The sequence below is a fragment of the Paenibacillus selenitireducens genome, from assembly GCF_002021565.1.
GTDB classification, from domain to species: Bacteria; Bacillota; Bacilli; order Paenibacillales; family Paenibacillaceae; genus Paenibacillus_K; species Paenibacillus_K selenitireducens.
On the sequence record NZ_MSZX01000008.1, the window covers coordinates 305,541 to 320,398 of the forward strand.

Here is a 14,858-nt window from a genome sequence, read left to right on the forward strand (position 1 = left end):
GAGAACAGGACGTCTAAAGCTAAGGTTTCTTGCGGTGACGACTTGCTTCAACCGCCGCACATGATACAATAGCAACATGATTGAAGAAAAGGGAGTTTACGTATAACATGACAAAATCATTTCGCAAATTAGGCATTCGAGAGGAGCTCGTCGATCAGCTTCAAGAATTGGGCATCACATCACCTACCCCGGTTCAAGAAGAATCGATTCCGTTCATTCATGCTGAGCATGATCTGATTGCTGAGGCTCAGACAGGAACGGGGAAGACACTTGCATTTGTGCTTCCGATGCTAGAGCGGATCAATGTCGCAAGCGATGAAGTTCAAGGATTAATTCTAACCCCCACACGGGAGCTCGCTATACAAATTTCAACAGAGCTCAAAAAACTCGCGCCGGTCGTAGGAGCAAGAGTCCTCGCTGCTTACGGCGGGCAAGATGTAGAACGTCAGCTCCGCAAGCTGGAAGGTGCCGTGCATATCGTCGTCGCTACACCAGGACGATTGCTTGATCATCTTCGCCGCGGATCGATTAAGTTAGGCAAGCTCAAAATGCTCGTCTTAGATGAAGCGGATCAAATGCTACACATGGGCTTCCTAACGGATGTACAAGATATCATTATCCAGACGCCGACACGTCGTCAGACGTTGTTGTTCTCTGCGACGATGCCGCTTCAAGTGCGACAACTTGCACAAGCCTATATGAAGCAGCCGCATGAAGTGAAGGTGCAAGCGAAGCAAGTGACGCTAACTGAAATTACGCAAATTGCCATCCAAGTGTCAGATCGTTCCAAGTTCAATGATCTATGTACATTGATGGAACAACAACAACCCTACTTAGCGGTTGTATTCTGTCGGACGAAACGCCGTGCGAGTAAGCTGAACCAGGAATTGCAGGAGCAAGGTTATGCTTCGGACGAGCTGCATGGAGACCTTTCCCAAGCCAAGCGTGAACAGGTCATGCGCAAATTCCGCGATGCCAAGCTTCAAATTCTTGTAGCTACAGATATGGCGGCGCGCGGATTGGATATCGAGGGTGTAACCCACGTGTTCAACTATGATATCCCGGCTGATGCTGAGATCTATATTCACCGGATTGGCCGTACTGGCCGTGCGGGGAACACAGGTACTGCGATTACGTTCGTGACATCGCATGACCGCGGGGCGCTCGAGGCCATTGAGCGCGGCATTCGCATGACGTTACCGAAGCGCCAGCTCGGAACGGGCGGTTTGGAGCGCACTGGCGATGCCAAAGCGCAAGCGAAGCAAGCGCGCCCTAGTCGCGCAGGCGAGCCAAAGGCACGCCGCGGTAGTGAGCGCGGCGGCAATGCGAGCCGCGGCGGACGCGGCGCAGCACGGGGCGACTTTGCGCCGCGTGGCGACGAGCGTGGCGAACGCGGCGCTAGCCGCGGAGGCAAGCGCGGAGCGAACGAGCCGCGCATCGATCGCGGCGGGCGTGACAGCGCGCGCAGTGAGCGCGGCGCTGGGCGCGAGGATTTTGCACCACGCGGCGGCAACCGCGAAGGGGCTCGCGTTGAGCGTGGCGCCGGACGGGCGGCGCGCGAGGACTTTGCACCACGCGGCGGCAACCGCGAAGGGGCTCGCGTTGAGCGTGGCGCCGGACGGGCGGCGCGCGAGGATTTTGCACCACGCGGCGGCAACCGCGAGGGGGCTCGCGTTGAGCGCGGCGCTGGGCGCGGAGCGCAAGCTGCGGGACGCAGCGAGTTTGCGCCGAGTCGCGGCAAGCAAGGCGGCTCCCGCGGAGAGCAGAGCTTCTCGCGTGGCGGTCGTGATGCCGGCAGTCGCGGAGGCAGTGACCGTGGCGCAAGTCGCGGCGGTCACCAGGATGCGGGCCGTAGTGGACGTAACAGCAACAGCGGTCGCGGCAAGCGTTAATTTATAACATTAATAAAACACCCTTTCATACCACAAAGCCTTGTTCTTCGAGGCTTTATGGATATAAAAGGGTGTTTTTTCTACAACAATGTATCCTTTGCAGAATGCTTTACATGAAATAGAAACGTCTGCTTATATTTTCTGCCTTTCCCTTTGGCGCCTTGATTCTTTCGATCCGGATCATGCCACGAGATGATAATCTCAACTTGATCTGCTTTCACCGATACGGGAAAACCCGAATGATTCACAGCATTATCCCCTGATGTGACCGTGCCAACAGATAAAGTGAATAGTTCAAGTTGCGTCGAAGTTTGTGGATCCTTACGGAATGCTTCGACCGTTACATCATGCAATGTTTTCCCTTGATTGCGAATCACTAGACTGTAGGTATCATACTCCCCAAGTTGCGGCTTCGATAACTGGGATCGATCAAATATCGGTTCATCGATTTGCACCAACCACTGCTTCGTTGCATGACGTTCGGGTGCAAGCGCGCTCGATTGAGCATATATAGATGGAAATGGAAATATCATAGAACCGGAGAGGCAGCTTGTAATAAGCAACATGCAGCAGATTCGGAATATAGTCATCGTCACACATCCCTAGCACAAATTTTAGTTAGTATGGCTAGATGATATCCAATATTATGCATTTGGGATCAGCTATATTGGATTCCTCCAAGATAGCATTACGAAACAGCATTAACTTCATAGCTATAATGGATTTTTACACTAACTTCGGCTAAAAGAGCCCCATTTACGCTTCTTTTCAACGAAGTTAGTGGATTTATCCAATGTAGGTGCCTCGAATACGGCAAAACATTAAAAGTTATTGGATAAATCCATTATACGTACCTCTTTTAAGCCAACCATTGACATCGCCTGACTATCCCTCATACAAGCTTTATACCACGCCATACATCGAATGTTACTGGAGAACTCCATAATACCTGCTTCCCCAACAAACAGTTTCCATCACCGGGCTATCCCTCATCTGAGCCTTATCCACGCATAACATCGAATGTTACTGGAGAACTCCATCATACGCGCCTCACCCCAACTAAACATTTGCCATCACCGAACTTATCCCTCATACAAGCCTTATCCACGCCAAACACCACATGTTACTCACGCCCGCTAATCCCCCTCCATCCTATAGCATTCCGCCTTCAACTACATCTTCACTTAACTACATCTCTATCCGCTAACACATATCTTTTTACCTAATTCGCAACCTCCACCATTCATCTCCACCTTTATCCCGTCTTCATCCCTTCCCTCATCTCCTACTCACATCACTAGCACCCATACAAAAAAGCCGTCCCCAAGCGATACCCTCCGCCCTAGAAACGACTTCTCATCCCAAACATCTTTATCACATTGCATCACATCACATTACTTCTTCTCGCCGAAGATCTGCCGCTCCAGCTTCTTGCCTGTCGGCGTAGCGGCCAGTCCACCGCGCGCAGTTTCCCGAAGCGCACTCGGCATAACTTGGCCGATGCGGTACATCGCCTCGATGACCTCATCTGCTGGAATACGGCTCTTGATCCCTGCAAGCGCCATATCTGCTGCGACCATCGCCACTGCGGCTCCCATGGCATTCCGTTTCACGCAAGGGACCTCCACAAGCCCGGCTACCGGGTCGCAGACGAGGCCTAACAAATTCTTCAGGGCAATGGCCATTCCATGTGCCGATTGTTCGGGCGTACCGCCGCCCAGCTCTACCAATGCTGCCGCGGCCATGCCCGTCGCAGAGCCCACTTCCGCCTGACAACCGCCTGCTGCCCCTGATACCGAGGCATTATTCGCCACGATAAATCCGAAGGCGCCCGATGTAAACAGAAAATCGATCATTTGATCGCGCGTTGGGTTTAACGTCTCTCGCACCGCGAAGAGGGTGCCGGGCACCACACCAGCCGAACCCGCTGTCGGCGTCGCGCAGATCATTCCCATCGCCGCATTGACCTCATTGGTTGCCACGGCTTTGGATACCGCATCAAGAATAAACGGACCTGATAGCGTCTTCCCCTTGGCGATGTATTGCTGCATCAATACCGCGTCTCCGCCCGTTAATCCGGACAACGATTTGACGCCGGCTAAACCTTTCGCAACGGACTGCTCCATCACATCCAAGTTCCGCCCCATCCGTTCGCGAACGGCTTCGCGGCTTGCCTCTGAAATTTCCATCTCCTGCCGAATCATCACTTCTGCAATCGAGATGCCCTGTGACTCTGCTTTCTCTACGAGTTCCGCTACATTCTTAAACATGATTTCCCCTACCTTTCATGCTGTGCTTATTCTATGACCTTCTCCGTTATGGGCTCATCCGCGTTACTTGTGTAACATGTTCGAGGCCTCTGATTTCATCCAGAATCGAATCCTGCAAATTCTGATCTACTTCGATCACCATCAGTGCCATCTTCCCTTTTTCCTTACGGGATACTTCCATGTGGCCAATGTTCACGCGATGCTTCGTCAGAATATTCGTTACGCCAGAGATGACGCCGAACCGGTCGTCATGCAAGACCAGAATGGCCGGATACATCCCGTTCAACTTCAATTTGAATCCATTCAATTCCGTGATCTCTACTTTACCTCCGCCAATCGAAACACCGATGATTTCCATCGACCCGTGCTCATCCTCTAGATGAATCATCGTAGTATTCGGATGTTCGGGAACGGCTTCTTCTGTATGGAATGCGACCTCCATCCCAGCTTCCCTCGCCAGATGCAATGACTGCGGAATCCGTTCGTCGTTCGTATCAAAGTCCAAGAGTCCCCCTACGATCGCAACGTCTGTAGCATGCCCTTTGTACGTTTCGGCAAAAGAACCATACAGATGTATATCCGCTATTTTTGGCATGCGCCCGAATACGCTGCGAGCCAATCGTCCAATAATTGCCGCTCCCGCGGTATGTGAACTCGATGGTCCGATCATAATAGGACCAATAATGTCAAACACACTGTTGTATTTCATACCCGTCCCTCCCGCTGTACTATCCTTAATTTCTCATCAATTCGCCTTCAGTAGCCCTGTTAACTTATAGCAACGGCGAGAACAATCTTGCTGCAGATTCCAGGAATCGAACGAGAACTTTCTTCCGAGCGAACCGCTCCGAATCAATCCGTGACGTAAAGGTTAAATCCCGTTCAAAATCTTTTACCATCTTCTGCACGCTCTCCGTCCTTACTAATAAAGCCGTCACTTCAAAGTTCAAATGGAAACTCCGCATATCCATATTCGCCGTACCAACAGAAGCCGTCTCTCCATCAATAATAATCAACTTCGAATGCAGAAATCCACGTTCATACTCATAAATTTCGACGCCCGCTTTGATCAATTCACGGAAATACGAGTGCGACGCTAAAAATGGCAGCCATTTATCCGGCTTGGCCGGGAACAGAATACGTACTTCAATGCCAGATAAAGCCGCCAAGCGCAATGCTGTCAGAATGTCCTCATCCGGAATAAAGTAGGGGGTCGCCACCCAAATGGATTTTTTCGCCGAGGTAATCATGGAGAAGAATAGACTTTTCATCGTCGTCCATTCACTGTCTGGTCCGCTCGGAATGATCTGTACGGCACCCGGAGTACTCTCCACATCCTCAGGCGTGAAGTATTCAGGACGCAAGAACGATTTACCCGTCATGTAATGCCAGTCCTGCAAAAAAATAATTTGCAGCGTGCGCACGGCTTGGCCTTTAATAATCATATGCGTATCACGCCAGAATCCGTACGTCTTGCTTCGGCTTAAGTATTCATCACCAACATTTAGTCCGCCCATAAAACCTACATTGCCATCGATCACGACAATTTTACGATGATTCCGGTAATTTAGTTTATTCGAGAGCAAGGGAAAACGAACCGGAACAAAGGAAACGACTTCGATTCCTGCCGACCGCATTTCTTGTAAAAAGGACTTCGGCAGCTGATAACTCCCCACCGCATCATAAAGAAATCTGACTTCGACGCCCGCCTGTGCTTTTTTGACCAGAATATCTTTGATTTGCGTGCCGATATGGTCATTCCGATAGATGTAATATTCCATATGGATATGATGCTGTGCCGACTCCAGCTCGCGAATTAAGGCTTCAAACGTTTTCTTGCCATTTGTGAGTATCTCGGTCTGACTTCCTGAGAAGGAAATCGTGCTTTTCGCAAGCTTCAAGGACAGACGGAACATCTTCTGCTGGTCCTCGGAGTAGCTTAGCATCTCCTCTTCATTCAGCAACACTTGCTGTTTATAACGCTGATAGGTCGCTTGATCGCGCAGTCCCTTTTCGTTGTATCGCCTCTGCTTCGTTCGATAATTTTGACCGAAAATGAGGTAGAAAACAAAGCCCACTACCGGAAGCAGGGCTAACAGCAAAATCCAAGCCATCGTACTGGATGGATGCCGATTCTCCATAAATATGATGAGTCCAATAAAGATAACCGTTAAGGAAGTCGATATGGTGACAAACGCGGGGACGGTATAGCCTAACACACCGATGCTCGAATACATAAACATGGTGAAAACAAGTAAAAAAACAACGAGCTTTAACAAACGATTCATTCCAAGTTCCTCTCTTCTTAGGGCCTAACAACTGCAATATCAACTATACCCCATGAAGAAAAGGAAGGGAATGCTATTTCTTGCGGCTTCGTATTCCATGTAGGGTATGCTGCAGCAATGTAAAGGGGTGATGGAACAACATGCGAGGTCCGGCATAACGCATCACAGCGCGAATTTCTGTACGCTTATCCGGTTTATAACAATGAATGGGACAAGCACCACAGGTCGTTTTGTTCTCGCCAAATCGGCAGTAGCTCAATCGGGTTTGGGCATAGGATAAAAGCTGCTCACAACTTGCACAGAGTTCCTCCCGTGTACCATGTTTCCCGCGACAGGCGATCTGAATCATTTGTTCCACTGTCTTCTTTTCACATGCGATACGCGGTCCGGTATTCAATCCGTTCACGCTCCTCCTCTGGTCGGTATTCTCCCCATTGTGGTCATAAAATACGAATTCACGCAGTGATGTTTGTCTATTCCCTCCTATTGACTCCTCAAAAACGATATGATATATTTTTCCTTGCCTAACGATCGGTAGGTAGTTTGTATGCATAAAGGAGCCCTCTGAACATGGTAACTTCACAACGCATTTTGCAGGTTGCTCTCGAACATTTTGCCAAACACGGGTATAGCGGCGCTTCACTGTCCAAAATCGCGGAAGAGGTCGGCATTAAGAAGCCCTCGATCTACGCGCATTTTAAAGGGAAGGACGATTTGTTCCTACAAGTGTTGGATTACACGTTACGCGAAGAGTTTCAAGCAACGATTCAATATCTGAAGCAGCATCGACAGGACTCGCTGCATGATTGTCTTTATGGTGTTCTCGCGCTCCAGCTTAATCGTTATGAAGAGAGCGTCTCGATGATGTTCATGCTACGTGTTTCCTTCATACCGCCGATGAATTTGCACGAGCAGGTCATGCACCGATTTAATGCCCATTTAGAAGAGTGGGAACATGAATTGAATCATACGCTTCAAGCCGCATGTGATGCAGGGGAGCTGCAGGTTACGGATCCAAACCAAGTGACAACAGCTTACCTCTGTCTATGCGACGGGGTTCTGACCGAGCTGTTGTATAGCGGCAAACCCAAAGCTTTCAAGCGGCTCGATGCTTCATGGATATATTTTTGGCGGGGAATCACGTCAACTTAGACACACAATTGGGGGAAAAGAACAATGAATAAACATTGGATTATGGTCTTTTTTGCGGCCATGTTAGAGGTGGTATGGGTCACTGGTTTGAAGCATTCCTCCACCTGGTATGAATGGGCAGGAACTGCGCTCATCATTGCCATTTGTTTTACTGTATTCTTACGAGCATCCAAGGCTTTACCGTTAGGAACGGTGTATGCCGTATTTACTGGGCTCGGGACGGCTGGAACCGTCGTAGCTGAGATGACCTTATTCGGCGAACCCTTCAGTATCATGAAAGTCTTATTGATCGGACTGCTTCTTGCAGGCGTCATTGGTCTTAAGGCCATTACGAAACCAAAGGAGGCTGAAGCTTAATGGCTTGGTTATCCCTTATTATTGCAGGCTTCTGTGAGATTGGCGGCGTTATGGCCATGAACCGCATTAACCGAGACGGCAAAATCATGTCGTATGTCTTGTTGGCGATTGCTTTTATATTCAGTTTCTCGTTCTTATCTTATGCGATGAGATCCATTTCAATGGGAACGGCTTATGCCGTCTGGACGGGGATTGGCACCGCAGGCGGTGCTCTCGTAGGGATGCTGCTGTACGGAGAGTCGAAGGAATGGCGGCGGATATTGTTCATCTCCATGGTACTTTGTTCCGCAGTAGGTCTCAAATTGTTAACGTAAGAGTTTACAACGTCCGATGTATCCACTATGCTCAGAGTAGTCTGCAACAAACCGAAGTTCATTTGTAAATGAGGTGTACGAAGGATGGGCAAGTGGGGAACCACCATTATTTTTATTGTTTTGGCAGCTGTTTTAACGCAATGGATTCCGTTTTCTTCCTTTTTCAGAAACGTAGATACCATGATTCATGAATTTGGCCATGCACTGCTAACGTTGATCCTATCGGGAAAAGTCCTATATATCCACTTGTTTAGCGATCACAGCGGTGTAACCTACTCCTCTGTATCCTACTCTTGGCGCTTCATTCCGATTTCCTTAGCAGGGTACATCATGGCATCGGGTTTTACGGTTCTGCTGTTCGGGCTCTATGCAAAAGGTAAATCGCAGATCGGACTCATTCTATTATCCGGCATCGCCGCGTTAAATGTCATTTTCTTCGTACGGAATACGTATGGGGTCCTCTGGTGTATTGGATTTATCATCTGTAATATCATCGTGATTTACGTTCCCTGGGGTTGGCTTAGAGAATTCTACTTCACATTAATCGCGTTCGTCGGATTGGTCGAATCGGTACTCGGGCCCATATACTTGGTGGTTACAGCCCTTCAGTCCCCGTCCCAAGCAGGAGATGCGACAAATTTAAGCCAACTTACGTTCATACCTGCAGCCATCTGGGCATTGATATTCTCCATAACCGCGCTACTCTGTGCCCGCTATGCACTCGGGTATTTCATGCAAGGCTTCCGCAGAAGTCGCCGAACCTAATAAAAGGCAGTGAACCCGTCACACGGGTCACTGCCTTTGTTATTGAGATCACACGGATAACGCTGAATCGCCTGCATCCTCTGTACGATTCGGGCTGTTATAGACCGACACATCCAATTCCTTGGTCCACTTGCTCGTAATCAAACCGGATGTCATGGATCCGCTCACGTTCAATGCGGTACGTCCCATATCGATTAACGGCTCAACCGAAATCAACAATCCTGCAAGTGCGACTGGTAAGTTCAAGGTCGAGAGTACAATCAGCGCTGCGAATGTTGCGCCACCGCCTACACCGGCTACGCCGAAGGAACTTACCGTAACAACCGCAATTACTGTAGCAATGAAGCTAAAGCTGAATGGATCAATACCCGCTGTCGGCGCGATCATAATCGCCAACATCGCTGGATAAATCCCTGCGCAACCGTTCTGTCCAATGGATATTCCGAACGATGCGGAGAAGTTCGCGATACCATCGGATATCCCTAATTTCTTAACTTGTGTATCCACGTTCAATGGCAACGTACCTGCGGATGTCCGTGAAGTAAATGCAAAAGTCAATACTGGCAATGTTTTACGGACATATGTCAACGGGTTCAGACCGTTTATTGCAATTAAGATCAAATGAATAATGAACATGACGATCAAAGCGACATACGATGCAATAACGAATTGCCCCAATTTAGCGATTTCATCATAGTTGGTCGTCGCCGTTACCTTTGCGATCAAGGCGAGGATACCATAAGGTGTTAACCGAAGCACTAGTGTTACAATACGCATGACAACGGCATAGACGGCTTCAACAAGCTTCGTAAATGTCTCTGCTTCTACCGGTTTCTTCTTCGAAATCCCGCGAAGCGCAACCCCGATGAACGCTGAGAAAATAACAACAGCAATCGTGGAAGTCGAGCGTGCACCTGTCATATCATCGAACGGATTTGAAGGAATAACATCTAATACTTGTTGCGGAAGTGTTTTATGTTCAACGTCAGCCAATTTACCTGTAAGGTACTCGCCGCGTTTCGTTTCTTTATCACCTTGTTCAATATTTACGGCTTTCAAGTTAAATCCTAGTGCAGATGTAATCCCTACGGCAGCGGAAATCGCCGTTGTGAACAAAAGAATACCGATAACCAATGTACTGATCTTACCTACGCCCTTGTTGGCTTTGACTTTGATAATCGCGGAGATAATCGACACCATAATTAACGGAATCGCAACCATCTGCAGCAACTTCACATACCCGTTACCCACTAAGCTGAACCAGTCTACAGAATCCGAAATCACATTTGACGTTCTACCGAAGATCAGTTGTAATGAGACCCCGAAGATAACCCCTAAACCAAGTCCCGTAAAAACCCGTTTTGAAAAACTAACATGTTTTTTTTGCATATACCAGAGAAGTCCGATTAAAGCAATCAAAATCACTACGTTCACTATCGTTGAAAGTAACTCCATTTCGAATTTCCTCCCCTTTATTTTCATCATCCGCGAGACCGAATCTCGTTTTCTGAGATAACTATAATATAATAAATCCTACCTGTAAAGTATGAATTAAAAATAAATAAAAGACGAACGGTTTGTTCGTCTTTTACACTTAATATCGCGACTTATTGCGGAGTGCTCGCAAAGCTCGAAACATCTGGATAACACTGCGTTTTTCACCATATAACCCTTCCAATAATTGAAGGAACAGCGGATACTTGTCCGCATAGGGGAACCAGTGTAACTCCGTCTTCTTCTGCCCTAGATCCACAACAATTGATTTTTCATGACAGAACATCTGGAGCCCTGCGTCTCCGTGAGACCGCCCAATTCCGCTTGACTTCACGCCTCCAAAAGGAAGATGTGCATTGGCAATACTCACAGTAACATCATTGATACATACGGACCCGGATTGGAGACCATTCGCAACGCGTTGACCACGTTCGACGTCATGTGTCCATATGCTGGCACTTAAGCCGTACGATGTATTATTCGCCAGCTCGATGGCTTCCTCCTCCGTGTCAAATGGCGTAATGCATAACACGGGACCAAAGGTCTCCTCCTGCATCACTCGCATACTTGGTTTAACATTGGTCAAAAGGATCGGGGCCACTTGCAGCCCTCGTTTGAGCTTCCCATCTACAGGTCGCTGTCCGAATTCTAAGGATGCCCCCTGATCAAGCGCATCATCAATATGCGTACGGATAATTTCAATTTGTCGCGCATGAGTCATCGAACCAAGATCCGTATCCTCGCGATTATTCTGCTTCAACGATTCTAACTCACGCTTCAAGCGCGCAATAAATTTATCATAAATGGGACGTTCCACATAAATTCGTTCGACCGACATACAGATTTGTCCGCTATGGGTCAATGATCCCCAGACCGCACCTCGTACCGTCCGCTCTAGATGCGCGTCTTGAAACACAATCATCGGGTCTTTGCCGCCCAATTCTAAGGTGGTAGGAATCAGCCGCTTGGCTGCCTCCAATTGAATATGCTTGCCTGTTGTCACCGATCCCGTAAAGAAAATATAGTTCGGACTTGCTGCGACGAGAGCCGCTCCGATGGCTGCATCCCCTTGAACTACCTGGACAAGACCCTGCGGAAAACCCGCAGCGGCAAATAGCTTCTCCATCAATTGCCCAATTAGCGGCGTGACTTCGGAGGGCTTAATGATGACGGCATTCCCCGCCATAAGCGCACTAAGTGCAGGAACCATCGCCAGATACAGCGGGAAATTCCAAGGGGAGATCACGAGCACGACTCCCCGGGGCTCATAAGCGACATAGGAGCTTTTCCCCCTCATCATCAACGGTGTCTTTACTTTTCGTGTACGAAGCTCCTTCTCGGCCGTTCGTTCGGTATGCAAAAGCCAGTCAAGCAAGACCATCAGCTCAGAGGACAACGCCTCGACCTTCGGTTTGCCCGTGCTCCATGAAATCTCCTGTGCGATGTCATCCGCATGCTCTACGATATAAATGCGAAGTTGACGTATATAATTGATCCGCTCCTTTACTGACTTACTATTCCAGCCTTCAAAGGATTCCCAAGCATGTTCCATCACATCGTCCACTAGATAGGGCTCTATGGGTAGAACTAACTCGCCTTCCTCGCCTGTTGCCGGGTTCATTGCTCTCCAAGCTTGCATAGCCATCCCCCTTGACTTTTCACAATTATCTCCATCTTATAGCATTTTAAGGTTAAAATATATGCCGAAGTTTCTGTATTTGCTATAATGATTATGTTAGAATGATTCTCATCACTAAACAAGAACCGTAGAGAGGACGTGTCCCCATGGAATGGAAAGAAATTACGACAGAAACCGAATGGAAAGATGTGCTGGGCCGCTCTTCTGAACGCAGTCAGCTCATCTTGAAACACAGTACGACTTGTCCTGTCAGTGCAAATGCGTTCCGCGAGTTCGAAGAATACATTGGAAAAGGCTCAAATAACGATGTCGATTATACACTCGTTAAAGTCATCGAAAGCCGTCCGGTATCCAACCAAATCGCAGAAGATTTAGGCGTGAAGCATGAATCTCCTCAAGTCATCTTCATCAAGAACAATGAAAAATACTGGACAGCCTCACACTGGTCGATTACCAAAGAGCATATTACAGCGGTTTTAGACTAGTACTCTGTTGTCGCAGCCTCACCATTCTTAGAAAAATGGTGGGGCTTTTTTGTGTTGTCATGAATTTCGATGCACATTTGTCCTCCATCTAAATATTCTAACAATAAAAATAAAATCCTTTATTTTACAGAATACAACTAATCATCCCTAACAATCAAGAAGAGGGAGGCGACTTCATGACAAAGTATGTCATTATCAATGCGGATGATTTCGGGCTCTCCGCAGGCGTGAACCAAGGCATCATAGAGGCTCACGAAGCCGGCGTCATTTCAAGCGCATCCGTAATAACCAATATGCCAGGATGTAAAGGTGCCCTTGCCTATGCGCGCAGAACACCGACATTCGGAGTCGGGCTCCATGTCAATCTGACGGATGGTCGCCCCCTCTCGCCACCGCATACCGTACCCTCCCTGGTCTATCCAGAGAACGGCTTGTTTCATTCTCGCTACGAGACGTGGAAGTCAGAAGATATCGAACGAGAACTGCAAGCCCAATGGCAGGCTTTTCGTTCCGCCGGTCTTAAGCCTACCCATATCGACTCACATACCCATATCCATTTACTTTATCCGGCCGTCTTCCAAGCCGTTGCTAAACTCGCGCTGCGTGAAATGGTGCCCATTCGATATCGTCCAGATCAAGCCTTGCTTGCGGATTCGACGATTGCCATACGATCAACAGATCGATTAATTCTCGATACGTATCATGAGCCAGACGGTACGAAGCGCTTCTATCGATACCTGCAATGGCTAGAAGACGGTACAACCGAAATCATGTGCCACCCGGGATATGTCGATGAGGAAATGCAGCGGCATACGCGATGGACGAAGGAACGGGAACTGGAGTTACATCATTTGATGCATTCCGATATCCGATGTGTGCTGCAAGTGTACAATATACGATTAATTCATTACGGACAATTGCCTGAATCAAGTACATTCCATACGCCCTCGTTACCCTTAGAGGCACCCCCTGAATCATCAGGAATACAACCAGAAGAAATCCCTCCCTCACCCTTGCTCGCACACCCTCATACAGCACCTGATGATACACGCTCCCCTCGTTCCAAACCTAAACGAGCGATACGAAAACGAAAGAAGTCTCATACACCGAAGAAACGGCTTGGTACCAGAAAACGTCGATTTTCATCCAAAAAAGCCATGTGACAAACGGGAGTCTAGAAAAAATAAAGCTGCAGGGCGCATCTTCTAGTTGTTAGAAGTTGGCCTTGCAGCTTTATGAACGTCATTACATTACCCGTTCTTGTTCCATGACATAATGATGGACGAACTGACCCACCTGCTCTGTATACCCTTCGACATCCGTCGAGAAAGCATTGCCATGACCGGCATCCGGTACGAGGAACATTTTTTTCTCTCCACCGCTGGCTTCGAATAACGGGTAGACCATTTCGGTTGGAACAAACGTATCTTTTCCACCATGGATGAAGAGGATCGGCTTCTTATTCTTCCGCACTTGATTGAGTGCAGACGCTTCTCCGAAGAAATAATTCGCCCGCAGCTTACAAATCAAGCTGGTAATATGAAGGAGTGGAAACGCGGGAAGCTTAAACATCTGTTTGAGTTGATACGACAGAATCCCTTTGACAGAAGTGTAAGCACAATCCGAGATAATCCCCTTCACTTGATCCGGCAGTGCTTCACCACTCGTCATCAATACCGTTCCTCCGCCCATCGAAACGCCATGCAGCAGGATATGTACCCCCTGCCCCATGCGCTCTATCATCTCATGAATCCAGTTGATGAGATCATCCCGATCATGCCAGCCAAAACCGATATATTCACCGGCACTTTCCCCATGGCCGCGTAAATCCGGCATCAATACATGGAACCCGAATGTCTCCCGATATAGATGGGCAAACATCGCCATGTCCTTCCCTCTTCCCGTATAGCCATGGACAAGAATAGCGAGATTGGAAGTTGGATTGGGGGCTGGAATAAAGTATCCCTTCAAGGCGATTCCATCCTTGGACGTCATCTCTAGGGTCTCATACGTCTGTTCTTCGAGCCATGCGGAACGGTCCTGCCAGGGCTTGCCGGGCAGGGCGTTCACATCTACATTTTCATTCAAAAATTCCTTCGGGGTCCGACGAATCGCAAAATTATAGAAATAGACTCCTGCTCCAATGAATAAAAGGGCAGCTGCAATCGCAGCCGCCACAACAATCCATATACCCGTCATGTC

Annotated in this window: 15 protein-coding genes; 7 read left to right on the plus strand and 8 right to left on the minus strand. The window is 48.4% G+C overall.

The window, feature by feature from the left end:
• Positions 1–107 precede the first annotated feature (107 nt).
• A complete protein-coding gene (locus BVG16_RS20755) occupies positions 108–1,892 on the plus strand; it encodes a DEAD/DEAH box helicase (protein ID WP_078501092.1) in 1,785 nt (594 codons plus the stop codon).
• Positions 1,893–1,972: 80 nt separating this feature from the next.
• On the opposite strand, the gene BVG16_RS20760 is transcribed toward BVG16_RS20755, so the two are convergent.
• From BVG16_RS20760 to BVG16_RS20780, 5 genes are all read right to left on the minus strand, one after another.
• Positions 1,973–2,482 carry a hypothetical protein gene (locus BVG16_RS20760; protein WP_144027434.1) on the minus strand — a complete coding sequence of 170 codons (510 nt, stop codon included), beginning with the start codon at positions 2,480–2,482 and terminating at the stop codon, positions 1,973–1,975.
• 804 nt (positions 2,483–3,286) lie between these two features.
• A complete protein-coding gene (gene sdaAA / locus BVG16_RS20765; protein WP_078501094.1) occupies positions 3,287–4,162 on the minus strand; it encodes an L-serine ammonia-lyase, iron-sulfur-dependent, subunit alpha in 876 nt (291 codons plus the stop codon).
• Positions 4,163–4,208: 46 nt separating this feature from the next.
• Positions 4,209–4,871, minus strand: coding sequence for an L-serine ammonia-lyase, iron-sulfur-dependent subunit beta (gene sdaAB, locus BVG16_RS20770; protein ID WP_078501095.1), 663 nt, complete (start codon positions 4,869–4,871; stop codon positions 4,209–4,211).
• 64 nt (positions 4,872–4,935) lie between these two features.
• Positions 4,936–6,450: a cardiolipin synthase gene (cls, locus tag BVG16_RS20775; protein WP_078501096.1), complete on the minus strand. Its 1,515-nt coding sequence runs from the start codon at positions 6,448–6,450 to the stop codon at positions 4,936–4,938.
• A 73-nt stretch (positions 6,451–6,523) separates the two neighbouring features.
• Entirely contained in the window at positions 6,524–6,856 is a 333-nt protein-coding gene (locus BVG16_RS20780; protein ID WP_233147113.1) for a nitrous oxide-stimulated promoter family protein, read from the minus strand.
• A gap of 164 nt (positions 6,857–7,020) precedes the next feature.
• On the opposite strand from BVG16_RS20780, the gene BVG16_RS20785 reads away from it, so the two are divergent.
• The 4 genes from BVG16_RS20785 (at position 7,021) to BVG16_RS20800 (ending at position 9,038) form a co-directional block, all read left to right on the plus strand.
• Positions 7,021–7,602: a TetR/AcrR family transcriptional regulator gene (locus BVG16_RS20785; RefSeq protein WP_078501098.1), complete on the plus strand. Its 582-nt coding sequence runs from the start codon at positions 7,021–7,023 to the stop codon at positions 7,600–7,602.
• Positions 7,603–7,626: 24 nt separating this feature from the next.
• The gene (locus BVG16_RS20790; RefSeq protein ID WP_078501099.1) at positions 7,627–7,959 is read left to right on the plus strand and encodes a DMT family transporter; all 333 of its coding nucleotides are present in this window, start codon (positions 7,627–7,629) and stop codon (positions 7,957–7,959) included.
• Complete coding sequence (locus BVG16_RS20795; protein WP_078501100.1) at positions 7,959–8,273, plus strand: DMT family transporter; 315 nt, start codon at positions 7,959–7,961, stop codon at positions 8,271–8,273. Before BVG16_RS20790 ends, BVG16_RS20795 begins: the two co-directional genes overlap by 1 nt.
• A gap of 84 nt (positions 8,274–8,357) precedes the next feature.
• Positions 8,358–9,038, plus strand: a complete 681-nt coding sequence (locus BVG16_RS20800) for a M50 family metallopeptidase (RefSeq protein WP_078501101.1) — start codon at positions 8,358–8,360, stop codon at positions 9,036–9,038.
• Positions 9,039–9,086: 48 nt separating this feature from the next.
• Here the strand turns inward: BVG16_RS20800 and BVG16_RS20805 are convergent, their stop codons facing one another.
• Both BVG16_RS20805 and BVG16_RS20810 read right to left on the minus strand, forming a co-directional pair.
• Positions 9,087–10,493 (minus strand): L-cystine transporter, encoded by a 1,407-nt coding sequence (locus BVG16_RS20805; RefSeq protein ID WP_078501102.1) that lies wholly within the window; start codon positions 10,491–10,493, stop codon positions 9,087–9,089.
• Between the two features lie 139 nt (positions 10,494–10,632).
• Complete coding sequence (locus tag BVG16_RS20810; protein ID WP_078501103.1) at positions 10,633–12,171, minus strand: aldehyde dehydrogenase family protein; 1,539 nt, start codon at positions 12,169–12,171, stop codon at positions 10,633–10,635.
• Positions 12,172–12,317: 146 nt separating this feature from the next.
• Between BVG16_RS20810 and ytxJ the strand changes: the two genes are divergently transcribed.
• The gene (gene ytxJ / locus BVG16_RS20815) at positions 12,318–12,656 is read left to right on the plus strand and encodes a bacillithiol system redox-active protein YtxJ (protein WP_078501104.1); all 339 of its coding nucleotides are present in this window, start codon (positions 12,318–12,320) and stop codon (positions 12,654–12,656) included.
• A gap of 176 nt (positions 12,657–12,832) precedes the next feature.
• Positions 12,833–13,819, plus strand: coding sequence for a carbohydrate deacetylase (locus tag BVG16_RS20820; RefSeq protein WP_078501105.1), 987 nt, complete (start codon positions 12,833–12,835; stop codon positions 13,817–13,819).
• A gap of 82 nt (positions 13,820–13,901) precedes the next feature.
• Here the strand turns inward: BVG16_RS20820 and BVG16_RS20825 are convergent, their stop codons facing one another.
• Positions 13,902–14,855, minus strand: a complete 954-nt coding sequence (locus tag BVG16_RS20825) for an alpha/beta hydrolase (RefSeq protein WP_078501106.1) — start codon at positions 14,853–14,855, stop codon at positions 13,902–13,904.
• Positions 14,856–14,858 lie beyond the last annotated feature (3 nt).